General features: G+C 58.8%; 19 protein-coding genes. 14 read left to right on the top strand and 5 right to left on the bottom strand.

All coding sequences use genetic code 11. The features are described 5' to 3' along the window. Positions 1 to 70 precede the first annotated feature (70 nt). Positions 71 to 268, top strand: coding sequence for a hypothetical protein (locus tag ABFT80_RS02885; RefSeq protein ID WP_347970348.1), 198 nt, complete (start codon positions 71 to 73; stop codon positions 266 to 268). A 38-nt stretch (positions 269 to 306) separates the two neighbouring features. Here the strand turns inward: ABFT80_RS02885 and ABFT80_RS02890 are convergent, their stop codons facing one another. Beyond that, positions 307 to 897 (bottom strand): GntR family transcriptional regulator, encoded by a 591-nt coding sequence (locus ABFT80_RS02890; RefSeq protein ID WP_455189874.1) that lies wholly within the window; start codon positions 895 to 897, stop codon positions 307 to 309. Between the two features lie 191 nt (positions 898 to 1,088). Between ABFT80_RS02890 and ABFT80_RS02895 the strand changes: the two genes are divergently transcribed. From ABFT80_RS02895 to ABFT80_RS02945, 11 genes are all read left to right on the top strand, one after another. Continuing rightward, positions 1,089 to 1,982: a dihydrodipicolinate synthase family protein gene (locus ABFT80_RS02895; RefSeq protein WP_347970350.1), complete on the top strand. Its 894-nt coding sequence runs from the start codon at positions 1,089 to 1,091 to the stop codon at positions 1,980 to 1,982. A gap of 33 nt (positions 1,983 to 2,015) precedes the next feature. Continuing rightward, positions 2,016 to 3,272, top strand: coding sequence for an NAD(P)/FAD-dependent oxidoreductase (locus tag ABFT80_RS02900; RefSeq protein ID WP_347970351.1), 1,257 nt, complete (start codon positions 2,016 to 2,018; stop codon positions 3,270 to 3,272). 14 nt (positions 3,273 to 3,286) lie between these two features. After that, a complete protein-coding gene (locus ABFT80_RS02905; RefSeq protein ID WP_347970352.1) occupies positions 3,287 to 4,288 on the top strand; it encodes a 4-hydroxyproline epimerase in 1,002 nt (333 codons plus the stop codon). 314 nt (positions 4,289 to 4,602) lie between these two features. After that, positions 4,603 to 5,505, top strand: a complete 903-nt coding sequence (locus tag ABFT80_RS02910) for a branched-chain amino acid ABC transporter permease (RefSeq protein ID WP_347970353.1) — start codon at positions 4,603 to 4,605, stop codon at positions 5,503 to 5,505. A gap of 4 nt (positions 5,506 to 5,509) precedes the next feature. Then, the gene (livM, locus tag ABFT80_RS02915) at positions 5,510 to 7,075 is read left to right on the top strand and encodes a high-affinity branched-chain amino acid ABC transporter permease LivM (RefSeq protein ID WP_347970354.1); all 1,566 of its coding nucleotides are present in this window, start codon (positions 5,510 to 5,512) and stop codon (positions 7,073 to 7,075) included. Continuing rightward, complete coding sequence (locus tag ABFT80_RS02920) at positions 7,075 to 8,634, top strand: ATP-binding cassette domain-containing protein (protein ID WP_347970355.1); 1,560 nt, start codon at positions 7,075 to 7,077, stop codon at positions 8,632 to 8,634. Before livM ends, ABFT80_RS02920 begins: the two co-directional genes overlap by 1 nt. Continuing rightward, on the top strand, positions 8,634 to 9,359 hold the full coding sequence (locus tag ABFT80_RS02925) for an ABC transporter ATP-binding protein (RefSeq protein WP_347970356.1): 726 nt from the start codon (positions 8,634 to 8,636) through the stop codon (positions 9,357 to 9,359). Before ABFT80_RS02920 ends, ABFT80_RS02925 begins: the two co-directional genes overlap by 1 nt. An 18-nt stretch (positions 9,360 to 9,377) precedes the next feature. After that, entirely contained in the window at positions 9,378 to 9,725 is a 348-nt protein-coding gene (locus ABFT80_RS02930; RefSeq protein ID WP_347970357.1) for a DUF6867 family protein, read from the top strand. A gap of 241 nt (positions 9,726 to 9,966) precedes the next feature. Beyond that, positions 9,967 to 11,082, top strand: a complete 1,116-nt coding sequence (locus tag ABFT80_RS02935) for a branched-chain amino acid ABC transporter substrate-binding protein (protein WP_347970358.1) — start codon at positions 9,967 to 9,969, stop codon at positions 11,080 to 11,082. Between the two features lie 183 nt (positions 11,083 to 11,265). Then, a complete protein-coding gene (gene pyc, locus ABFT80_RS02940; protein WP_347970359.1) occupies positions 11,266 to 14,724 on the top strand; it encodes a pyruvate carboxylase in 3,459 nt (1,152 codons plus the stop codon). A gap of 117 nt (positions 14,725 to 14,841) precedes the next feature. Continuing rightward, positions 14,842 to 16,023: an MFS transporter gene (locus ABFT80_RS02945; RefSeq protein ID WP_347970360.1), complete on the top strand. Its 1,182-nt coding sequence runs from the start codon at positions 14,842 to 14,844 to the stop codon at positions 16,021 to 16,023. Positions 16,024 to 16,084: 61 nt separating this feature from the next. Here ABFT80_RS02945 and ABFT80_RS02950 read toward each other — a convergent pair whose 3' ends face one another. The 4 genes from ABFT80_RS02950 to ABFT80_RS02965 form a co-directional block, all read right to left on the bottom strand. Continuing rightward, positions 16,085 to 16,243: a DUF3309 family protein gene (locus tag ABFT80_RS02950; protein ID WP_347970361.1), complete on the bottom strand. Its 159-nt coding sequence runs from the start codon at positions 16,241 to 16,243 to the stop codon at positions 16,085 to 16,087. A gap of 80 nt (positions 16,244 to 16,323) precedes the next feature. Continuing rightward, positions 16,324 to 19,452 (bottom strand): efflux RND transporter permease subunit, encoded by a 3,129-nt coding sequence (locus ABFT80_RS02955; RefSeq protein WP_347970362.1) that lies wholly within the window; start codon positions 19,450 to 19,452, stop codon positions 16,324 to 16,326. Between the two features lie 25 nt (positions 19,453 to 19,477). Beyond that, positions 19,478 to 20,614 carry an efflux RND transporter periplasmic adaptor subunit gene (locus ABFT80_RS02960; RefSeq protein ID WP_347970363.1) on the bottom strand — a complete coding sequence of 379 codons (1,137 nt, stop codon included), beginning with the start codon at positions 20,612 to 20,614 and terminating at the stop codon, positions 19,478 to 19,480. A gap of 200 nt (positions 20,615 to 20,814) precedes the next feature. Beyond that, positions 20,815 to 21,597, bottom strand: a complete 783-nt coding sequence (locus ABFT80_RS02965; RefSeq protein ID WP_347970364.1) for a 3-hydroxybutyrate dehydrogenase — start codon at positions 21,595 to 21,597, stop codon at positions 20,815 to 20,817. A gap of 215 nt (positions 21,598 to 21,812) precedes the next feature. Between ABFT80_RS02965 and ispG the strand changes: the two genes are divergently transcribed. Together ispG and ABFT80_RS02975 are read left to right on the top strand one after the other, a co-directional pair. After that, positions 21,813 to 23,066: a flavodoxin-dependent (E)-4-hydroxy-3-methylbut-2-enyl-diphosphate synthase gene (ispG, locus tag ABFT80_RS02970; protein ID WP_347970822.1), complete on the top strand. Its 1,254-nt coding sequence runs from the start codon at positions 21,813 to 21,815 to the stop codon at positions 23,064 to 23,066. Positions 23,067 to 23,069: 3 nt separating this feature from the next. Continuing rightward, positions 23,070 to 23,921: a lytic transglycosylase domain-containing protein gene (locus tag ABFT80_RS02975; RefSeq protein ID WP_347970365.1), complete on the top strand. Its 852-nt coding sequence runs from the start codon at positions 23,070 to 23,072 to the stop codon at positions 23,919 to 23,921.

Raw genomic sequence — 23,921 nt, forward strand, 5'->3', positions numbered from 1 at the left:
ACCTAAGCGTGATTTCGTGTCTTCGGCGTTGCGGGTTAGTCTTTTTCGTCACGACAAAAAGGAGCAGACGATGAAGTATGTACTTGCAATCGCCGCAGCCCTTGGCCTTTCGATTTCGGCCGCCTCAGCCGAGTGCAATTATCACTCCAAGGTTTCGGCCTCGGTAGATAGCGAAACGAAAACCGCAAGCATCCAGACGGATCAGGCCTCTGTCCCGGCAGATGCCGCGGCTCAAACCGTGAAAAAAGAAACAAAGACGGCGAATTAGACCCGGAACGTCTGGGCAGGTATTTTGGAACGGCGCTTCTAGCGCATTGCGGCGGCTTGCGCGCGCAATCTTAGAAGCGCCATCAGCCTGTCGGCCTCCGTGCCTGCAGTCTCTTCGTCGCGGTTCAAAATCGCGCGAATGAGCGCGACGTGTATACCTGCGGACTCCGCAAGGCCTGTTCCGCTTTGAAAACGGAACCAGAAACGGCGGCTGTGGGTCTGCAATGGTGCTGCAAGGCGCGTGGCGAATGGATTGTCGGCGGCGCGCGACATTGCTTCATCCAGTGATTTATCCGCCGCCAGAAACTCCAGAACGTCGTTCTTGACGACCGCTTCGTGCATGACGACCGCCGATTGCTGGAAATCATTGATCAGATCGTCAGTCAGGAAGCGCGCCGCGGAGCGCGCCAGCACAACCTCGACGCCGCGCCTTGCGTCCAGTACGCGCAGCCAGTCCGAAGCGTGAAGCGGTGCGATTTCCAGACCGGCGCGCGGGCGAACCGTAACGAGCCCTTCCCATGCCAGCCGCTGGATTGCCTCGCGAACAGGCGTGCGACCGAGCGAGAGGCGCTCCAATAAGGCACCTTCCGTGGTCAGGCTGCCGGGCGCCAGTTCAAGCGTGACGATCATCCTTTCCAGCAAACGATATGCTTTTGCCGCAACCGGCTCTGAGGCCTCTTGAAGTGCGGTTTCGTTCTGCTGCGAATCGTCCAAATGCGTAGGCCTTTCCAGATGGATTTTTTGATATATCAGCTAATTTCCGCATTTGACAGGGTGTGAATATCTAGATATATCACTGATATATCAAAAGGAGATGCATCATGTGGACAGGCGTTTTCCCGGCCGTCACGACCAAATTCACCGAAGATGACCGCCTCGATCACAAGGAAATGGAGCGTTGCTTCGCTCTCCAGATGGAAGCCGGATGCGACGGCATTATCGTCGCCGGGTCGCTTGGCGAAGGCCCGATGCTCTCCGTCGATGAAAAGCTCGAAGTTCTGAAAACGGCGCAAGGTGTTGCAGCCGGCAAGCCGGTTCTCCTGACGATCAACGAAGCCGGAACTCGCGAAGGCGCAGCCCTTGCAAAGAAGGCTGCTGCTGCCGGGGCCGACGGCGTGATGATCGTGCCGAGCCCGATCTACCACACCAACCCGGAAGAGACCGTGACGACGCTGAAGGCTGTCGCTTCCGCTGGCGGTCTGCCGGTCATGATTTACTCGAACCGCATTGCTTACAGGGTCGATGTGACGATCGAAATCATGGAAGAGCTCGCATCCGATCCGCTGTTCGTCGCGGTCAAGGAATCGTCCGACGACATTCGCCGCTCGACCGACATCATCAATCACTTTGGCGATCGTTTTGACCTTTTCACCGGCGTAGACAATCTCGCCTATGAAGCGCTGGCGGTCGGCGCAATCGGCTGGGTTGCCGGTCTGGTCACGGCGTTTCCGCGCGAAACCGTTGCGATCTATCAGCTCATGAAGCAGGGCCGTCGCGAGGAGGCGCTGTCGATCTATCGCTGGTTCCGTCCATTGCTGGACCTCGATGTGTCGACCTATCTGGTACAGAACATCAAGCTCGCGGAAGTTCACGCGATCGGCACGAATGATCGTGTGCGTTTGCCGCGCCAGCCTCTTTCGGGCGAACGCCGCAAGGCAGCGGAAAAGATCATCAAGGACGCGCTTGCAATCCGCCCGACCCTGCCATCATTCTGAAATCGATCGATAAAGCGGAATGAAGGGCCAGCCATGAACGGGCCGGACGGCAGCGAAGGCGAAATCGCCATCATCGGCGCCGGCATCGTCGGCATAAGCGTCGCTGCCTATCTGGCGGAGGCAGGGCGCCGCGTGACGGTGTATGATCGGACCGGCGTCTGCGAGGAAACCAGTTCGGGAAATGCGGCGGCCTTCGCATTTTCCGACGTTCTGCCGTTGGCTCATAAGGGCATGCTGAGCAAAGTGCCGGGCTGGCTCGCCGATCCGCTGGGGCCGCTATCCATACCGCCTGCCTATCTCCCCAGCCTGCTTCCCTGGCTGCTGCGTTTTTGGCGCGCTGGCTGGGCAGATAGATATGAATCCGGGCTCAGTGCTCAAGCCTCGCTGATGCGGCTCGCCGAGTCCGAATGGGCAGCCCTCATGGCGCGTTCGGGCACAGGCTCGATGCTGCGCGAAGACGGTTCACTCGAGCTCTATGAAAGTGAGGCCGAGTTTCAGGCATCGCTTCCGGGCTGGGCCGCGCGAGACCGTTTCGGCATCGTCTATCGTCATCTTGAGCGCGGTGATCTTCAGAACTACCAGCCGGGGCTGGCTCCTGTTTTTGCGCGCGGCACATTCGTACCGGGCTGGAAAACCGTGTCCGATCCCAAGGATCTGGGCAAGGCGATTTTTCGATATGCCGAGCAGAAGGGTGCGCGCTTCGTGCAGGCGAATGTCGTCGATCTTTCTGCATCGAGGGAAAATGTGCGTATCGATTTGGCTGACGGCCAGACGGCGATGGCACAAAAGCTTGTCATCGCTGCGGGTGCGTGGTCGCATCGTTTGGCTCGACATTTCGGGGAACGGATCCCCCTTGAGACCGAACGCGGCTACAACACCACACTGCCTGCGGGGGCGTTCGACCTGAAACGGCAGCTCATTTTCTCCGCTCAGGGCTTTGTCATGACGCCCCTGGAAAACGGCATTCGCGTCGGTGGCGCCGTCGAGCTTGGCGGGCTGGAGCGGGTGCCTAATTTCGCACGGTCACGCGCCATGCTTGAGAAAGCCAAGCGCTTCGTGCCGGGGCTTCGCACCGAGGGCGGACGCGAATGGATGGGCTATCGCCCGTCGCTGCCGGATTCGCTTCCGGTCATCGGCAGGGCGAAAAATCATCCGGGCGTCTATTTCGCCTTCGGCCATGGGCATCTCGGCCTCACGCAAGCCGCCGCCACGGGCAGGCTGGTGAGCGGCATGCTTATGGGTGTGCCTTCTCCAATCGACATTTCACCCTTTTCCGCGCAGCGCTTTTAAGCAGGACAGTCAGCATGGCCCGTCATTCCTTTTTCTGCATCGACGGTCACACTTGCGGCAATCCCGTTCGCCTCGTTGCAGGCGGCGGGCCACTGCTGCAGGGCACGACCATGATGGAACGCCGGGCGCATTTTCTGGCCGAGTTCGACTGGATCAGAACCGGCCTGATGTTCGAGCCGCGCGGACATGACGTAATGTCGGGTTCCATCCTCTATCCGCCGACGCGCGATGATTGCGACATCGCGATCCTGTTCATCGAAACGTCCGGCTGCCTGCCGATGTGCGGGCACGGCACGATCGGAACCGTTACGATGGCGATAGAGCAGGGGCTTGTTCGGCCGAAAGTACCCGGAACCCTGCGTCTCGATACGCCCGCCGGGCTGGTGATCGCCGAGTACAAACAGGTGGGCGACTATGTCGAGGAAGTGCGTATCACCAATGTACCGTCCTTTCTCTATGCAGAGGATTTGACGGTCGAGTGTCCGCAACTCGGCCAGCTTAAAGTCGATGTGGCCTATGGCGGAAACTTTTATGCCATCGTCGAGCCGCAGCAGAATTATCGCGACATGGCCGATCATTCGGCGGGCGATCTCATCGCCTGGAGCCCGATTGTGCGGCAGAGGCTGAACGAAAAATACCAATTCGTGCATCCTGAAAATCCGGGCATCAACCGGCTTTCGCATCTGCTTTGGACCGGCGCGCCGACCAATCCGGAAGCGCATGCCCGCAACGCGGTGTTCTACGGCGACAAGGCAATCGACCGCTCACCATGCGGAACCGGAACATCGGCGCGCATGGCGCAGCTTCACGCGAAGGGCCAGTTGAAAGAAGGTGACGATTTCGTCCATGAATCGATCATCGGCTCGCTCTTCAAGGGCCGGGTGGAGCGCGAAGTCGATGTCGCAGGCAAGACAGGCATTGTGCCTTCCATCGGTGGCTGGGCGCGTATGACCGGGCTGAACACGATCTTCATCGATGAGCGCGATCCATTCGCTCATGGCTTCGTAGTGACGTAAAGTAAGGTAAGTTCATTCAAAAAGAGGATTTGCCAATCATGCAAAAAAACTCTCTATAATGCGCTCCAAGCGTGGATTTCTTGCAATTTCCTTGGTTGACCGGTCAGATTCATCAAAGACATTGCGTTGTGCCAGTGCTAGCTTGCCTCTGGTCCAGTGATTTCACGCAGATGAGACGCGGGTCGGATATCAGCCTAAAGTGGCGTGCGACAGTACAAAAACCAAGTTGCAAATCGGGCGCGGCGCTTTAGGACTAGGGGAACTATAGAAGTGGATGCGTCTGCAAGACGACATTCCAGGGGAGCCGCATTCAAATGGAATATTTTATCCAGCAGCTTATCAACGGGCTGACGCTGGGGTCGATCTATGGGCTGATCGCAATCGGCTATACGATGGTCTACGGCATCATCGGCATGATCAATTTCGCCCATGGCGATATCTTCATGGTGGGTGCGTTCACCGCGCTGATCGTCTTTCTCCTTCTGGTCGGCCTTTTCTATTCGATCCCCGTCGTGCTGGCGCTTCTGATCATGATGATCGTGGCCATGCTGCTCACCAGCCTTTACAATTGGACGATCGAAAAGATGGCCTACAGGCCGCTTCGAGGTTCGTTCCGGCTGGCTCCGCTGATCACGGCAATCGGCATGTCCATTGCGCTGTCGAACTTCGTGCAGGTCACGCAGGGTCCACGCAACAAGCCGATTCCTCCATTGATCACCAAGGTTTACAATGTCGGCGGCATCTCGATCTCGCTGAAGCAGATCGTGATCGTGCTGGTCACGTCATCGTTGCTGGTGATCTTCTGGTATCTCGTCAACAAAACCTCTCTCGGCCGCGCACAGCGCGCCTGCGAACAGGATCGCAAGATGGCGGCGCTGCTCGGCATCGATGTCGATCGCACCATCTCGATCACCTTCATCATGGGCGCGTCGCTCGCCGCCGTCGCCGGTACGCTGTTCCTCATGTATTACGGTGTCGTCGTGTTCTCGGATGGTTTTGTGCCGGGTGTGAAAGCGTTCACCGCAGCGGTTCTCGGCGGCATCGGCTCGATACCGGGCGCCGTGCTCGGCGGCCTACTCATCGGCTTCATCGAATCCATGTGGTCGGCTTACTTCTCCATCGACTACAAGGACGTCGCAGCATTCTCGATCCTCGCCATCGTGCTGATCTTCCTGCCTTCCGGCATCCTTGGCCGGCCTGAAGTCGAAAAGGTCTGACGTCATGGCTGATGTTGCGTCCACGAAGCCCGGCGAGCCGGCTCCAATTCAACGCGCCATTCGCGAAGCGCTATTCGCGGGTCTCATCTCATTCGGTCTGTTCGTTATGTTTATCGGCCTGAAAACCGATCAGAACATCCGCAACGAACTGGTCATCGTCCAGAGATGGGGCACGCTGGCAATCGTCGTCGGTCTTGTGATGATTGGCCGGTTCCTGATGGTCGCTTATCTGCGCCCGTATTTTGCGAATCAGAAGGTTGTGAATATCGCGACCGGTCTTTTGCCGGACAGCTCGGCCAAGCGGTTCTTCAAGCTTCCATACTTTATCGTTGCCGTGATTGTCGCTGCGGTCCTGCTCTTCTTTTCGGGCACGCTGGCAGGGGCGCTCGGCCCACAGGCATCAGCCTATGTCGGGCTCATTCGCGGGGCCGCGATCATCTATGCGCTGGCCTCGGTGTTTTATTATTATCGCACCTTCATCCTTGCTCATTTCTCGCTGCTGGCCATCATCGCGATGGTCATCTATCCGGTGCTGATGGTTGCGCTGTTCGGCTTCCAGGGTTCGTTGAAATGGGTCGATAATTTCGGTATCCAGATTCTCATCTACGTCATGCTGGCATGGGGCCTGAACATTGTGGTGGGCCTGGCCGGTCTTCTCGATCTCGGCTATGTCGCCTTCTACGCGGTCGGCGCTTATTCCTACGCGCTTCTCGGCACGCATTTCGGCTGGTCCTTCTGGATATTGCTTCCCGCCGCCGGTCTTATGGCTGCCTTCTGGGGCGTGATCCTCGGCTTTCCGGTGCTGCGATTGCGGGGCGACTATCTCGCCATCGTGACGCTCGCCTTCGGTGAAATCATCCGCCTTGTGCTTATCAACTGGCGCGAAGTCACCAATGGTTCGGCAGGCATTTCCGGTATCCCGAAAGTGACCTTCTTCGGCTGGTTCAATTTCGACGTCTCGTCGCCGGATTACATCGCGAAAGTCTTCGGGCTGGCGACGTCCGGCGCTTATTACAAGATCTTCCTCTATTACCTGATCCTGGCGCTGGCACTTATCACTGCGTTCGTCACGATCCGCCTGCGCCGCATGCCGGTTGGCCGGGCGTGGGAAGCGCTGCGCGAAGACGAAATCGCCTGCCGCTCGCTCGGCATCAACACGACCAACACGAAGCTTACGGCCTTCGCCATCGGCGCTATGTTCGGCGGCTTCGCCGGCTCGTTCTTCGCGGCTCGTCAGGGCTTCGTCAGCCCCGAATCCTTCGTGTTCCTCGAATCTGCGATTATTCTCGCAATCGTGGTTCTTGGTGGCATGGGCTCGCTGGTCGGCATCGCGATCGCTGCACTGGTGATGATCGGCGGTACGGAAATCCTGCGCGAAATGACGTTCCTGAAAGCGATCTTCGGGCAGAGTTTCACGCCGGAGCTTTACCGCATGCTGCTGTTCGGCCTTGCCATGGTCATCGTCATGGTGTGGAAGCCGCGCGGTTTCGTCGGCAGCCGTGAACCGACCGCCTTCCTGCGTGAGAGAAAAGCCGTCTCGAGTTCCTTCACCAAGGAAGGACACGGCTGATGAGCACGGAATCCGTAATGAACACTCCAATTCTCTCGGTCGAGCATCTATCAATGAAGTTCGGTGGCCTTGTGGCCATCGGCGATCTGTCCTTCGAGGCAAAGCGCGGTGAAATCACCGCGCTGATCGGGCCGAACGGTGCGGGCAAGACGACCGTCTTCAACTGCATCACGGGCTTCTACAAACCGTCCGAAGGCATGATCCGGCTGAACAGCAAGACGGGACGCGAGTTCCTTCTGGAGCGTCTGCCGGACTATCAGATCACGGCGCGCGCCAAGGTGGCGCGTACCTTCCAGAACATCCGCCTGTTTTCGGGCATGACCGTTCTGGAAAACCTGCTGGTCGCGCAGCACAACAAGCTGATGCGCGCTTCGGGCTTTACGATCCTCGGTCTGTTCGGGCTTCCGAGCTATAAAAGATCGTCCGCCGAATCCATCGAACTGGCAAAATTCTGGCTGGACAAGGCTGATCTGACCGATCGTGCGGATGATCCGGCGGGCGACCTTCCTTATGGCGCGCAGCGTCGTCTGGAAATCGCGCGCGCCATGTGCACCGAGCCGGAACTGCTTTGTCTCGACGAGCCTGCGGCTGGCCTCAATCCGAAAGAGTCGCTGGCGCTCAACACGCTGCTTATCGACATCAAGAAAACGACGGGCACGTCGATCCTGCTCATCGAACACGACATGTCGGTTGTCATGCAGATTTCCGATCATGTCGTCGTGCTTGAATATGGCCGCAAGATTTCCGATGGCGATCCGACATTCGTAAAGAGCGACCCGCGCGTCATCGCCGCTTATCTCGGCGTGGACGATGAGGAAGTCACCGAAGTTCTGGCGGAGGTCGGCGACGATCACGTCATCGAAGAACTCGGCATCGAGCCCGATCCGTCTCAGGCGCCTGCCGCATCCGCTTCGATGCTTGCAGGCCCGATCTCGGAAACGATCGACAAGGGCGATGACGAAGAGGCTGCCAAAGCCTCGCCGCGCGCTTCGAAGGCGGCGCAGGTTTCCGCGAAACAGGCGTCTGCGAAATCCGCGCCCGTGAAAAAGGCTGCGGCCAAGCCTGTAGCTGCGAAACCGGCAGTGACGCCCAAGGCCGCTCCCGCGAAGCCGGTTGCTGCAGCGCCAGTAAAACCGGCTGCAAAAGCGGTCGCGCCTGCCAAGGCGGTACCAGCAAAGCCAGTCGCCGCAAAAGCCGTGGCGGCGAAGGCTGCACCAGCAAAAGCGCCGCCCGCGAAGACGGTGCCTGTCAAAGCTGCTCCGGCAAAGCCAAAAGCTCCGGCGGTTGCGCAGAGCCTTTCGGCACCGCGCGGCGGCACTGCCGACAAGCTTCTGCTTATCAAGGGCATTGGGCCGGTCAATGAGCGCAAGCTCAATGAGCACGGCATCTTCCATTTTGACCAGATTGCCGCCTGGAAAAAGGCCGATGTGGTCGCGGCAGAGACCTATCTGGAATTCGACGGGCGGATAGCGCGCGAAGACTGGGTCGGGCAGGCCAAAAAACTTGCCAGGGAAGCCGCAAAGGCACCTACCAAGGCAAAGACCGGGGGACGTAAATAATGGCTTCACCCCTGCTCTCGGTTAGGGACGTCGAGACCTATTACGGCAACATCCGTGCGCTGAATGGTGTCAATGTCGATGTCAATGAAGGCGAGATCGTCGCGCTGATCGGCGCGAACGGTGCCGGAAAATCGACGCTCATGATGACCATCTTCGGCAGCCCGCGTGCCCGCAGCGGCAAGATCACCTTCGCCGGCACCGACATCACGGAAATGCCGACGCATGAGATCGCAAGAATGCGCATCGCGCAGTCGCCGGAAGGCCGCCGCATCTTTCCGCGCATGACAGTGCTCGAAAATTTGCAGATGGGCGCGAGCCTCGACAAGCTGCAATATTTCGATGAGGATGTGGAGAAGATCTTCACGCTCTTCCCGCGCCTCAAGGAGCGTATCCAGCAGCGCGGCGGCACGCTTTCGGGCGGTGAGCAGCAGATGCTGTCCATCGGCCGCGCGCTGATGGCGCGGCCAAAACTGCTGCTGCTCGATGAGCCGTCGCTCGGTCTGGCCCCGCTGATCGTCAAGCAAATCTTCGATGCTGTCCGCGAACTCAACCGCACACAGGGGCTGACGGTGTTCCTGGTCGAGCAGAACGCGTTCGGCGCGCTGAAGCTGGCGCATCGCGGCTATGTCATGGTCAATGGCAATGTCACGATGAGCGGCAGCGGCAAGGAGCTTCTGGCAGACCCCGAAGTCCGTGCGGCCTATCTCGAAGGCGGCCGGCATTGACCCGAGCAGGAGGCTGATATGCAAGGTATTCTCTACGAAGAAGCATCGGTCTGGCAGTTCTTTTTCGTCACCTGTCTGCTGGGCGGCTGGGCTGCCTGGATGACCGGGCGCGCATGTGCGCAGACATGGCGGCCCTTCTATGCGCTGTTCGTTTATCTGTTGGCGCTCGGATTGGCGGTTCGTTTCATCCACCATGCACTGTTCGATGGGACGATGCTGACTGCGCAATTCTATATCGTCGATACGATCATACTGCTTGTTCTTGGAACTTTGGGGTTCCGTTACACACGCACCAACCAGATGGTCAATCAATATAGCTGGCTTTACGAAAGGGCTACTCCGTTAAGCTGGAAACCGAAAAGCTGATACCGCCATTAGATCGCCGTGCTTCCTTTCGGACGCACAAAGGACGATCTAACACTTTGAATGAGCATCGGAATATTCCGAAAACCAGTAACCACTTTTCGGTCCGATGCTCTAGCGTCGTTTTTGAAATGAATCGGCGTGACAAGAGCTGGAAAATCGGCAAACTGATCTTTCTGCGATCTTTGGGTGGGCATCGCAAGAAAGCAAATTTCACGCCCACTCTGTTAATGGGAGCGTTTCAATGAAAAAGTCACTTCTGTCCGCAGTCGCCATGAGCGCCTTGCTGGCATTCGGCGGCAGCGCGTGGGCGGATGTTCTCGTCGGCGTTGGCGGTCCGATCACCGGTCCGAACGCCGCTTTCGGAGCACAGCTTCAGCGCGGTGCCGAACAGGCTGCAGCCGACATCAATGCCGCCGGCGGCATCAATGGCGAGCAGATCAAGGTCTCTGTCGGCGACGACGTGTCCGATCCTAAGCAGGGCATCTCGGTCGCCAACAAATTCGTTGCCGATGGCGTGAAGTTCGTCGTCGGTCACTTCAACTCGGGCGTCTCGATCCCGGCTTCGGAAGTCTATGCCGAAAACGGCATCCTCGAAGTTACGCCTGCATCGACCAACCCGGTCTTCACCGAGCGCGGCCTGTGGAACACGTTCCGCATCTGCGGTCGTGACGATCAGCAGGGCGAAGTCGCCGGCAAGTACATTGCCGAGAAGTTCAAGGACGCCAAGGTTGCTGTCATCCACGACAAGACGCCTTACGGCCAGGGCCTCGCCGATGAAACCAAGAAGGCGCTCAACGCCGCTGGTCTCACGGAAGCCATGTATGAAGGCGTCAATGCAGGCGACAAGGACTTCTCCGCGCTCATCGCAAAGATGAAGCAGGCTGGCGTTACGCTCATCTATTGGGGCGGTCTGCACACGGAAGCAGGTCTCCTTATCCGCCAGACAGCAGATCAGGGCCTGAAGGCTCCGCTGTTCTCGGGTGACGGCATCGTTTCCAACGAGCTGGCATCGATCGCCGGTGACGCGGTTGCCGGTACGCTGAACACGTTCGGCCCGGATCCACGCACCAACCCGGCTGCAAAGGACGTCGTCGAGAAGTTCCGCGCTGCTGGTTTCGAACCTGAAGCCTACACGCTCTACTCCTATGCTTCGATGCAGGTCATCGCGCAGGCTGCTGCTGCTGCCGGTTCGAATGATCCGGAAGCCGTTGCTGCTGCCATCAAGGAAAAAGGTCCGTTCAAGACCGTTCTTGGCGATCTGTCCTTTGATGAAAAGGGCGATCGTACGGATGCCGACTACGTTGTTTACGAATGGCGCAAGGGCGACGACGGCAAGTACAACTACTTCCAGCTCTAATATTTTTTGAGCTTTGGAATTCGAGAATGCCCGGCGCTTGCGCCGGGCATTTTTGTGTCTTTTCAGAGGGCTATATTACTCACTGTTAAATCGATTGAAATTTAATTGCTCCGTAGAGTTTGCGCTGCAGCATTTTGCGCGCTAATCAGGGTTCCGTAACGTCGCTTTCACTGGAGTTTGCCTGTGCCTATAGCCAAGATTCTCGTTGCCAACCGTTCGGAAATCGCCATTCGCGTGTTTCGCGCTGCCAACGAGTTAGGCTTGAAAACGGTGGCGATATGGGCTGAGGAAGACAAATATTCACTGCACCGCTTCAAGGCAGATGAGAGCTATCAGGTCGGGCGCGGCCCGCATCTGGCAAAAGATATGGGTCCGATCGAGAGCTATCTTTCGATCGAGGAAATCATCCGGGTCGCGCGGCTTTCTGCTGCCGATGCAATCCATCCTGGCTACGGCCTGCTTTCGGAAAGCCCGGAATTTGCCGATGCCTGCGCTGAAAACGGCATTATTTTCATCGGTCCGAAGCCAGAGACGATGCGTCGTCTCGGCAACAAGGTTGCCGCCCGCAATCTGGCGATAGAAGTCGGCGTGCCGGTCGTTCCGGCCACCGAACCGCTCCCGGACGATATGGACATCGTCAAGAAGATGGCCGCCGAGATCGGCTATCCGGTCATGCTCAAGGCATCCTGGGGCGGCGGCGGTCGCGGCATGCGCGCGATCCGCAGCGAAGCCGATCTGGCGCGCGAGGTCACAGAAGGCAAGCGCGAGGCGAAGGCTGCGTTCGGTAAGGATGAAGTCTATCTCGAAAAGCTCATCGAACGCGCCCGCCATGTCGAAGTGCAGGTGCTCGGCGATACGCATGGCAATGCCGTGCATCTGTTCGAGCGCGATTGCTCGATCCAGCGCCGCAACCAGAAAGTCGTCGAGCGCGCGCCAGCGCCTTATCTCGATGCGAAGCGCCGTGAGGAGCTTTGCGGCTACGCGCTGAAGATTGCCAATGAGACCAAATATATTGGTGCTGGCACTGTCGAATTCCTGATGGATTCGGACAGTGATGAATTCTATTTCATCGAGGTCAATCCGCGCATTCAGGTCGAGCATACCGTCACCGAAGAGGTGACTGGGATCGACATCGTCAAGGCGCAAATCCACATTCTCGACGGCTACGAAATCGGCAAACCGGAATCGGGCGTGCCCGCGCAGGCCGATATCAGGCTGAACGGCCATGCCCTGCAGTGCCGCATCACGACCGAAGATCCTGAACAGAATTTCATTCCCGATTACGGTCGTATCACCGCCTATCGCGGTGCGACCGGCTTCGGCATCCGGCTGGATGGCGGCACCGCTTATTCGGGCGCGGTCATTACGCGTTTCTACGATCCGCTTCTGGAAAAGGTTACGGCATGGGCGCCGAGCGCGCGCGAAGCCATTTCGCGCATGCATCGCGCGCTTCGCGAGTTCCGTATTCGCGGCGTGGCAACCAATCTGACCTTCCTGGAAGCGATCATCACCCATCCGAGCTTCGGCGATAATTCTTATACGACGAAGTTCATCGACACGACGCCGGAGCTGTTCGAACAGGTCAAGCGGCAGGACCGGGCGACCAAGCTCATCAATTATCTGGCCGACGTTACCGTCAACGGACACCCGGAGACGCGCGGCCGCCCGAAGCCGAACGCGGCTGCGGCGTCGCCTGTCGTGCCCTATCTGAACGGCACTATTCCGGGTGGCACGAAACAGAAATTCGATACGCTCGGACCGGAAAAGTTTGCCGGCTGGATGCGCGAACAGAAACAGGTTCTCGTAACCGACACGACGATGCGCGACGGGCATCAGTCGCTGCTGGCGACACGCATGCGCACGCATGACATTGCCCGCATCGCAGGAACTTATTCGCGCGCGCTGCCGCAACTTCTTTCGCTTGAATGCTGGGGTGGCGCGACCTTCGACGTTTCGATGCGCTTCCTAACAGAAGATCCGTGGGAAAGGCTTTCGCTGGTTCGCGAAGCGGCACCCAATGTCCTGCTGCAGATGCTTCTGCGCGGTGCGAATGGCGTCGGCTACACCAATTATCCCGACAATGTCGTGCAGCATTTCGTTGCGCAGGCGGCGAAGGGCGGCATCGATCTGTTCCGCGTTTTCGATTGCCTGAACTGGGTCGAGAACATGCGCGTGGCGATGGATGCGGTGCGCGCGGAAGGCAAGCTCTGCGAGGCCGCGATGTGCTATACGGGCGACCTGCTCGATCCCGAACGCGCCAAGTACGATCTGAAATATTATGTCGGTCTGGCCAAAGAGCTTGAAGCGGCAGGCGCGCATATCATTGCCGTCAAGGACATGGCCGGTCTGCTGAAGCCTGCTGCGGCGAGGGTCTTGTTCAAGGCGCTGCGCGAGGAAACTGATCTGCCGATCCATTTCCACACGCATGACACGTCCGGCCTGTCGGCGGCGACCATTCTGGCGGCGGTCGAGAGCGGTGTGGACGCGATCGACGCGGCGATGGACGCATTCTCCGGTAACACCTCGCAGCCTTGCCTTGGCTCGATCGTCGAAGCGCTGAAAGGCACGGACCGCGATCCCGGCCTCGATCCCGAATGGATACGCCGCATCTCCTTCTATTGGGAAGCGGTGCGCAACCAGTATGCCGCTTTCGAAAGCGATCTGAAGGGTCCGGCGTCGGAAGTCTATCTGCACGAAATGCCCGGCGGTCAGTTCACCAATCTCAAGGAGCAGGCCCGCTCGCTTGGGCTGGAAACGCGCTGGCACGAGGTCGCGCAGTCCTATCACGACGTCAATCTGATGTTCGGCGATATCGTCAAGGTCACGCCGTCCTCCAAGGTGGTGGGCGACATGGCACTGATGATGGTCAGTCAGGATCTGACGGTTGCCGATGTAGAAAATCCTGCCAAGGACATCGCGTTCCCGGATTCTGTCGTGTCGATGCTGCGCGGCGATCTCGGCCAGTCGCCCGGCGGTTGGCCGGAGGCTCTGCAAAAGAAGGCGTTGAAGGGCGAAAAGCCGATTACGGTGCGTCCCGGTTCGTTGCTGAAGCCTGCCGATCTGAAGGCAGACCGTGCCGAAATCGAAGAGAAGCTCGGCCGCAAGATCAGCGAATTCGAATTCGCTTCGTGGCTCATGTATCCGAAGGTCTTCACGGACTTCGCCAGCGCGCAGGAAACCTACGGCCCCGTCAGCGTGTTGCCGACGCCGGTCTACTTCTACGGCATGGAACAGGAAGACGAGGTCTTCATCGATATCGAAAAAGGCAAGACGCTGGTCGTGCGCTGCCTGGCGATCGGCGATGTCGATGAAAAGGGCATGGTCACCGTATTCTTCGAGCTCAACGGCCAGCCGCGCCGCGTGAAAGTGCCGGACCGCATCCGCGGCGCATCCGCCGCCAAAGCGCGCCGCAAAGCGGAAGCCGGAAACGAGGCCCATGTCGGCGCACCGATGCCGGGCGTCGTTTCGGCGCTTGCCGTCAAGACCGGCCAGTCGGTCAAATCGGGCGACGTTCTCTTGTCCATCGAAGCGATGAAAATGGAAACCGCGCTGCATGCCGAACGCGATGGAACGATCGTCGAAGTGCTGGTGCAGACCGGCGATCAGATCGACGCCAAGGATCTTCTGGTGGTCTTCGAATAGGGCGCTACATCGCCCGTTCATATCGTTCTGGACCAAAAACCAGTCGAAACGGCTCCTTGACAGAGATTTAAACCGATTTAGGTTGGCGCAGAATCGCCAAAAACGGATCAATAATCGATGGATGCCTTGAATTTACGCGCAGCCGCCGTCCATGGACGGTGGGCTGTCGCCTCACTATTCTTCGTGAACGGCTTCGTTACCGGAAGCTGGGCGCCTCAGATTCCGGTCGTTCTGAAGCGCCTGGGCATCAGCGAATTCATGCTCGGCATGCTGATTCTGATGTTCGGTCTGGGCGCTCTTTGCGCCATGGCCTGGTGCGGCTATCTCCTGCAGCGTTACGGGTCGCGTTTTGTGGTCGCCTCTTTCGCATGGGTTGCATCCTTCGGTCTCCTGATGGTTGCGCTTGCGCCCACTCTGGTTCTCGTAGCCTTCGCCATGTTCTTCTTTGGCGGCGTGATCGGCGGCATGGATGTCGCGATGAACGCCAATGCCGTCGCCGTCGAAAAGAAGCTTTCGCGCGCGATCATGTCGTCATCGCATGGCTTCTGGAGTCTTGGCGGGTTCGCAGGCGGTGGCCTCGGCGGTATTTTCATCCAGACATTCGGCTATGTCGCGCATGGTGCGTTCGTGGCAATCGTCGCGCTGGTGATTGTCGCATTCGCGGTCAGAAAGCTGGTCGGGGAGACACCCGCTCTCGTGAAATCGAGCCGTAAGTTCGCGCTGGCTTCAAACCCATTGATCTATCTGATCGGCCTGATGGCGTTGTTTTCTATGGTGCCGGAAGGCAGCGTTCTGGATTGGGCCGCACTTTATCTGCAGCAGGAACGCGGCACGAATCTCGCCACCGCAGGCTTTGCCTTTGCGGCTTTCTCGGCGACGATGGCCTGCATGCGCTTTATGGGTGACGGCATTCGAAACCGTTTCGGCGCGGTCAATACGCTTCGGGTTTCGAGCCTCATCGCCGCGGCGGGCATGATGGTTGCGGGCCTGTCGCCATGGCCGTGGCTGGCGATTTTCGCCTTTGCCTTTGCAGGTCTCGGCATCGCCAACATGGTGCCGATCGCCTTTTCGGCAGCAGGCAACCAGAAGGGCATGTCGTCTGGTGTCGCGCTCAGCACGGTTACGCTGATGGGTTATTCAGGCATATTGGTCGCTCCGTCGGCTATCGGTTTCATCGGCCAGCGTACGGGCTTCGGGCCGATCTTTGTTGCAGTCGCGGCTCTTCTGATCGTCGTATTTTTGATGGCCGGACTGGCGAAAGCCGCCGATTTCGAACATGAAAATCTCGAAAACCACTAGCGGGACACAAAAAACGCGCCGCTAGGCGGCGCGTTTCGGTCGAAATATCGACTGAAATCGATTAGATTCGGCCCATCAGAAGCAGGATCAGCAACACGACGAGGATGACACCGACGATACCCGAAGGTCCGTAACCCCATCCGCGCGAATGCGGCCATGCCGGAACGGCGCCAACGAGGATCAGTATCAGAATGATAATTAGAAGTGTCGTGAGTGTCATCGCAATGTCCCTCTCAAAAGTTTCAATGCGATAGCAATGCGTAAGCGGGGCCGCTGGTTCCCGCGCTTTTGCTCTCGATCCTATTCCGCTGGCTTGACTGCCTCAGGGCGAGGCTTCCTGCGGAGCCGTCCGAACAGCCTGCCGAAATAGGCATTCACCTTGCTGTCATTGCTGCGGGTGAAGACCATCAATGCGGCAGGCGTCACGATCAGCGTCAGCACCGTTGCGAAGGACAGGCCGAAGACGATGGCGCTGGACAGCGAAATCCACCATTGCGTGGACGGCGCATTGATCGTCGTCTCATGGTGAAAGATTTCCAGTCCGAGGCCGAAGGCAATCGGAAGAACGCCGAGGATCGCGGAGAGTGCCGTCAGCACCACCGGGCGTGCGCGTTCCCGGCAGGTCTGGAGCACGGCTTCCAGCTTGTCCCAGCCTTCTTCGCGCAGCCGGTCATAGGTGTCGATCAGCACGATGTTGTTGTTCACCACGACGCCCGCAAGCGCGATGACACCGATACCCGACATCACAATGCCGAAGGGTTGCCCGGTGATCAGCAGGCCGAGGAACACGCCAATGGTCGACATGACGACGGTCGAGAGAACCAGCGCCACGCTGATGAATTTGTTGAACTGCGCCAGCAGGACGATGAAGATCAGGAAGATCGCCGCGCCGAATGCCTTTGAGAGAAAGTCGGTCGCCGCCTTGCTTTCCTCGTCCTCGCCGGCAAGCTTCCAGCGTATGCCGGGCAAATCCATCTTCTGCATGGCTTGCGTCACTTGCGCCTGTGCAGCGGAGGGCTGGATGCCGCTGGCGACATTCGCCTGCACGACGATGGTGCGTTCGCCGTCGATGCGGTTCAAAATGCCGACCGTGTTTTCCGGCTCGCGCGTGACGAAATTGGAAATTGGCACGGAGCCTTGGGCCGTTTCGACGCGCAACTGATCGAGCGTTGCCAGTGTGCGGCGATCTTCCGGAAGACGCAGGCGGATATCGACGGCATCGTCGACGCCCGCAGGGCGATATTCAGAGAGCTTCAGGCCGGTCGTCACAAGCTGGACGACTGTTCCGACCGAGGCTGGGCTGATGCCATATTGCGCGGCCTTGCTGCGGTCGATGCGCAACGCCCAGTCGACGCCGGGCGGTGGAAGGCCGTCAGCAATGTCGATGACGCCGGGGATCGTGGCCAGCATGGCAGCCACTTCGCCTGCCTTGGCATTCATGTTCGAACCAACCGGATCGGCGGATGAAAGGCGAACCTGAATTGCCTTGCCTGTCGGTGGACCAGCTTCGGGCACCAGCACTTCGACATCGACGCCGGGAATGCCTGCCATGGCTTTGCGCAGATCGTCCAGAACGTCGTGGGCGGCCTTGCGCTCGCGCCAGTCGACGAACTCGTACTGGATCACGCCGACCACATCTTCAGCGATATTGTCGCCGCCGCCACGCGTTTTGCCTGCGCGCGTATAAACGGATTTGACGCCCGGCCAGCCGAGTATGCGGTTTTCTGCCTGCGCTGTCGCGGCATCCATTTCGGCAAGCGAGAGATTGCCGCGGGCATGGACATAGAGCAGGCCGTATTCTGGCTCGACATTGGGGAAGAATTCGACGCCCGCGCCTTCCTTGGCATAGATCACCGGCACGGTGACGAGTAGTGCAACGGCCAGAAAAAGCGTCACAATCGGGTGGCGCACGGCCAGCCCGACGGTCTTCATATAGAGCCCGTCCTTGTGTTCCGGTTCGGGATGCGGCTTGCCGAAGATCGCGCCAAGCGTCGGCGTGAAAACCAGCGCATAGAGCATCGAAGCCGACAGCGTGACGATCAGCGTCAGCGGCAGATATTTCATGAACTCGCCGACGATTCCCGGCCAGAACAGCAAAGGTGAGAAGGCGGCGACGCGCGTCATCGTGGCTGCAATGACCGGGCCTGCCATACGGTTTGCGGCAAGCGCGTAGGCCTCCTTCTTATCCATGCCTTCCGACATGCGGCGTTCGGCGAATTCGGTGACGATGATGGCGTCATCGACCAGCATGCCGACCGCGAGGATAAGGCTGAAAAGCACGACGATGTTGACCGTCAGGCCGCCAAGCGCCAGCAACAGAATGCCGAGCAGGAAGGAGGTCGGGATCGACAGGCCGATAAGGATCGAGGCGCGGCCCGACAGCGAATAGAGAATGATGATGAAGACGAGGATGACCGCAATCATCACATGGTTTTGCAGATCGCCCAGAAGCTGGCGGATCGAGGTGGACTTGTCCTGGCTGTAGGAAACGACGCTGCCTTCGGGCAGGCGCTTGGCGAATTCGTCCGCCACGGCTTTTACCGTATCGACGGTTTCGATGAGATTTGCGCCGGTGCGCTTCTTCACTTCGATGGCGATTGCGGGTTTGCCGTTCAGCCGCGCGACTGTTTCGGCATCCTTGTAGGTGGTGCGGATATTGGCGAGGTCGCGGGCGCGCACGACGGCATTCTCGCCAGCCACGATAGGCAGATTGGCAACGTCTTCCGGTGTTTCGATCAGCGACGGAACCTTGACCGCATAGCGGCCCTCGGCGCCTTCCAGATTGCCTGCAGCGACCAGACTGTTGCTGGCGCCGACGCCCTGAATGAGCTGGTCGAGACGAAGCCCGTAGGAGGAAAGCTTGACCGGATCGATGACGACTTCGACTAGGTCTTCGCGCGCGCCTTGCAGCACGGCCTCCAGCACGCCCGGCACTTCCTCGATGCGGTCGCGCAATTCACGCGCCGATGCCGTCAGCGCGCGTTCGGGCACATTGCCTGCCAGCGTGACGACGAGAACCGGGAATTCCGAAAGGTTGACCTCGTTGATCGTCGGTTCTTCGGCGCCTTGCGGCAGGTCACGTTTGGCGTCGGATACTTTGGCGCGAACGTCTTCAAGTGCGGAGGAAAGGTCGGCACCTGCGTTGAACTCCACCAGCACATAGCCGCCGCCCTGATAGGCTGCGGCGCGCATTTCCTTGACGTTGGAAAGGCTTTTCATGCGCGTTTCGACGGGCCGCAACAGAAGCCGCTCAGAGTCTTCCGGCGAAATGCCCTGATAGGCCAGGCTCACATAGATTATCGGAATCTGGATGTCAGGTTCCGCCTCCTTGGGAATCGCCTGATAGGCCAGCGCACCGGCAATCAGGAAAAACACCATGAAAGAGAGCGTGAGCCGCGCATTTTTTATGGCGTAGCCGACAATACCCATTGTGAAGCCTCCCGCCTCGGTCCGCCTATTGCGTGGTGTCGATGAGAGGCGCGCCAGCCAGCTTCTTCAGCGTTTCGGCATCGGCCTCGACGGCCTGAACGGTGTCGCCTTCCGTCACCAGATCCTGACCGGCGACGACGATGCGGGCGTCAGAGGGAATGCCGCCAAGCACAAGCCCGTCCGGCGTATCGTCCACCAGATCGATCGGGTGGAAGGTGATTTTGGAATCCTTGTCGACGGCGCGAATGCCCAGATCGCCATTCTTGCTCAGCGTCACGACGGAGCGCGGCAGCATCACAGCATCCGCAGGCTGCGCCCTCAGTGTGATTTCGGCTGTCATGCCTGCCGGAATGGTGTCGTCGGCATTCGGTATAGCGACTTCGATGCGGAAAGTGCGTGTCGAGCTGGAAGCATCGCGGCTGATATAGCTCAGCCTGCCCTTTACGATATCACCATCGACCAGACGAACATCGGCCTCGTCGCCGAGTTTCAGATAGCGCAAATCGCGCTCGCTGATTTCGCCCTTGGCGATGATCGGGTCGAGCTTCAAAATGGTCGCGACTTCAGCGCCTGCCATAACGGAACTGCCGAGTTCGACGGCAACACGATCCACAACGCCGTCGAAGGGAGCGACGACGCGATTGCGTGCCAGTTCAGCCTGTGCCGTGTCGAATTGCGAGCGGGCCGTGGTCAGTGCAGCTTGAGCATTGTCCGCGGTTAGCTTTGCCAGATTGCCGCTTTTCGAAAGCTTGTCTGCTGCCGCAGCCTCGGCTTCGCGCTGCTTCAGAAGCTGCTTCGTGTTCTCGACGATCGACTGTTTTTCTTCGGCATCGAGCATGAGCACCAGTTCGCCTGCCTTTATCCGCTCGCCCTGTTTTGCAGGCAGTTCAGCAATGATGCCGCCCGTGCGGCTTGCCAGAACGGCGCGTTTGTCGGCTTCGGTCTGCCCGGAAATCCGGATTGCGCGCGCATGGTTCGTGCGGGGCGGGGTGATGACGGCAACAGTTCGCACCGGCGGCTTGGGTTGTTCCGTCGCTTCCTGTTTCGCGTCGTTTTCGCTTGCAGCGCTGCCAACCGACGAAAACTCGCCCGTTCCCATCCAGATGGCAAAGGCGACGAGCACCGTCAGGGCGGCAACCTTGTGAAATCTAAATCCGGACATTGTTTTTCCGCAGAAAATGCCTGAGCTGTCTTCGCTTCGTTTGGCGGACGTCTTCGAGCACGATACATGCTCAAGAAATCAGCCCGCCTGTTTCTTGAGGCAGCGGAGTTCTACATCAAACCGGCATTCATATACAGTGAGAAAAACAAATGGACGCATCAATGCGGACAGGCTGTTGCCAATCCGCATGATTGTGAATGTTACTGCGCCGTCCAGCCGCCATCCACGGAAATATGCGTGCCGTTGACCTGTGCTGCGGCGGACGAGACGAGGAACAGGGCGGTTGCTGCAATCTGTTCGACTGTCACGAATTCCTTGGTCGGCTGACGGTCGAGCATCACTTCGCGGATCACCGTTTCGCGGTCCATCTTGTGGGCCTTCATCTGATCGGGGATCTGCGCCTCGACCAATGGCGTCAGCACATAGCCGGGGCAGACCGCGTTGCAGGTGATGCCTTCGCGCGCGACTTCCAGCGCGACGGTCTTGGTCAGGCCCATAATGCCGTGCTTTGCCGCGACATAGGCGGATTTGAAAGGCGAGGCGACCAGCCCATGCGCGGAAGCGATATTGACGATGCGGCCATAACCCTGCCGCTTCATATGCGGAAGTGCTGCGGCGATGGTGTGGAACGCCGAACTCAGATTGATCGCAATGATCGCATCCCATTTCTCGGTTGGCAGTTCATCGACCGGCGCGACATGCTGGATGCCTGCATTGTTGACCAGAATATCGACGGAACCGAATTTCGCTGCGGTCTGTTCGATCAGGGCGCGGCATTCGTCTGCCTTCGACATATCCGCCTTGATATAAGCGGTCTTCACGTCATGGGCGGCTGCGATTTCGGCGGCGACCGAATGATCCTTGTCCGTATCGGAAAACGAATTGACCACGACATTGCAGCCTTCGGCGGCAAGCGCGTGTGCGATTGCCAAACCTATTCCCGAAGTCGAGCCGGTGACGATTGCGGTTCTCGTAGTGCTCATTAAAAATCTCCGTGATAGGGCTTCAAAGGCATCGAAACTCGTCGCAATGCAGCATATATGCGTGGTGCAGCGCAATAACACGGATTGATTGTGCCGCTTCGATGAAAATTTGGCCAAAATCGGTCGTTAAACTGTAACGTGCGTAGGGAAGAGTTGACAGAATGCGTCGGCTCATCCACCTCAAGAGTTTGACCAGTCAGTACCGGGGAGCCGCAGTGACCGGCTATTTTTCCTCTCCATTTCCGCGCCGTAAATCGGTGGGTGTCGATGTTGGCGGCGTTATCGTCGGCGGAGGCGCGCCTGTCGTTGTGCAATCGATGACGAATACGGATACCGCCGATGTCGATCAGACGGTGGCGCAGGTTGCCGCACTTCATCGTGCCGGCTCCGAAATCGTCCGCATCACGGTCGATCGCGACGAAAGTGCTGCCGCCGTGCCGCGCATTCGCGAAAGGCTGGAGCGGATCGGCCTGTTCGTGCCGCTGGTCGGTGATTTCCACTATATCGGCCATCGTCTCCTTGCCGATCACCCGGCTTGCGCCGAAGCGCTTGCGAAGTACCGCATCAATCCGGGCAATGTCGGTTTCAAGGACAAGAAGGACAAGCAGTTCGCCGACATCGTCGAAATGGCGATCCGGTACAACAAACCTGTGCGCATAGGCGTCAATTGGGGCTCGCTGGACGAGGATCTGCTGACCCGGCTGATGGACGACAACCAGAAGAACGGTTCGCCACTGACTGCGCAGGAAGTGATGCGCGAGGCGATCGTGCAATCCGCGCTGATTTCCGGCGAGATGGCAGAAGAAATCGGCCTGTCGCGCGACAAGATCATTCTGTCGGCAAAGGTCAGCCAGGTTCAGGATTTGATTGCGGTCTATACCGAGCTCGCAGGCCGCTCCAACCACGCGCTGCATCTTGGCCTTACCGAAGCGGGCATGGGCTCGAAGGGCATCGTTGCCTCATCCGCGGCAATGGGCATTCTGCTTCAGCAGGGCATCGGCGACACGATCCGCATATCCCTGACGCCGGAACCCAATGGCGACCGCACGCGCGAAGTTCAGGTGTCGCAGGAATTGCTGCAGACCATGGGCTTCCGCCAATTCGTGCCGATCGTTGCGGCATGTCCCGGCTGCGGCCGCACGACCTCGACGGTGTTTCAGGAACTGGCGCAGAACATCCAGAGCGACATTCGCAAGAACATGCCGATCTGGCGCGAGAAATATCCCGGCGTCGAAGAGCTGAAAGTGGCCGTCATGGGCTGCATCGTCAACGGGCCGGGCGAATCCAAACATGCCGACATCGGCATTTCGCTGCCCGGCACCGGCGAGACGCCGACGGCGCCCGTCTTTATCGACGGCAAGAAGGCTGCGACGCTCCGCGGGCCGGACATTGCCGCCGATTTCGAAAAGATGGTCATGGATTATGTCGAGCAGCGCTATGGCAGCTCCGGCAAGGCAGCGGCCGAATAGGCGATGGTGAAGCGAAAGGCGGCCCTTTTCGTCGTCTTTTCGCTATTTGCGGCAGGGGCTGCGCAGGCCGATCCACCAAAAACCAGAGTGAAGTCGACGGTTGACCGCATTTGCGAGTTAATCGGCTCGCATGCCGAGCTCAACAATCTTCCAGCAGACTTTTTCGCGCGGCTTATCTGGAAGGAAAGCCGGTTCGATCCTAATGCTGTCAGCCCTGCAGGGGCCGAAGGCGTCGCGCAATTCATGCCTGGCACGGCGTCAATGCGCGGGCTTTCCGATTCCTTCGACATCGAAAAAGCGATTCCGGCGTCGGCCGTCTATCTCGGCGAACTCAAATCCGGTTTTGGCAATCTCGGTCTGGCAGCGGCGGCCTATAATGCGGGCGAGAGCCGTGTTTCCCGCTGGTTGTCGTCGGGCGGCTTTCTTCCGCTGGAGACCGAAAACTACGTGCTCGACATTATGGGCGAGCCTGCCGACATGTTTTCGAACAAGGATTATGCGGGCACGGTGCATCCGCTCGATCCGAAAAAGCCATTCGATGAATCGTGCCGGAAGCTGCCGGTGACGCTGACTGCGACGGTTCCGATGTCGCGAGTCCACATCAAGCCGTGGGGCGTTCAGGTGGCGGGCAATTTCCGCCGCGCGGTTGCAATTCGGCAATGGCAGCGCATCCGCGGGCAGTTCACCGCCCTGCTGAGGCAATATGATCCGGTGGTGAGCCGCGTTCGTTCGCCAATCGGACGCCGCGGCATCTATACCGTTCGCATTGGCGTGAACAATCGCGCCAATGCCGACATCATCTGCCAGCAATTGCGGGGTGCGGGTGGGTCATGCATCGTTGTGCGGAACAGGTAG

Origin of the sequence: Foliimonas ilicis (assembly GCF_039939195.1) — a bacterium.
Taxonomy (GTDB): Bacteria; Pseudomonadota; Alphaproteobacteria; order Rhizobiales; family Rhizobiaceae; genus Foliimonas; species Foliimonas ilicis.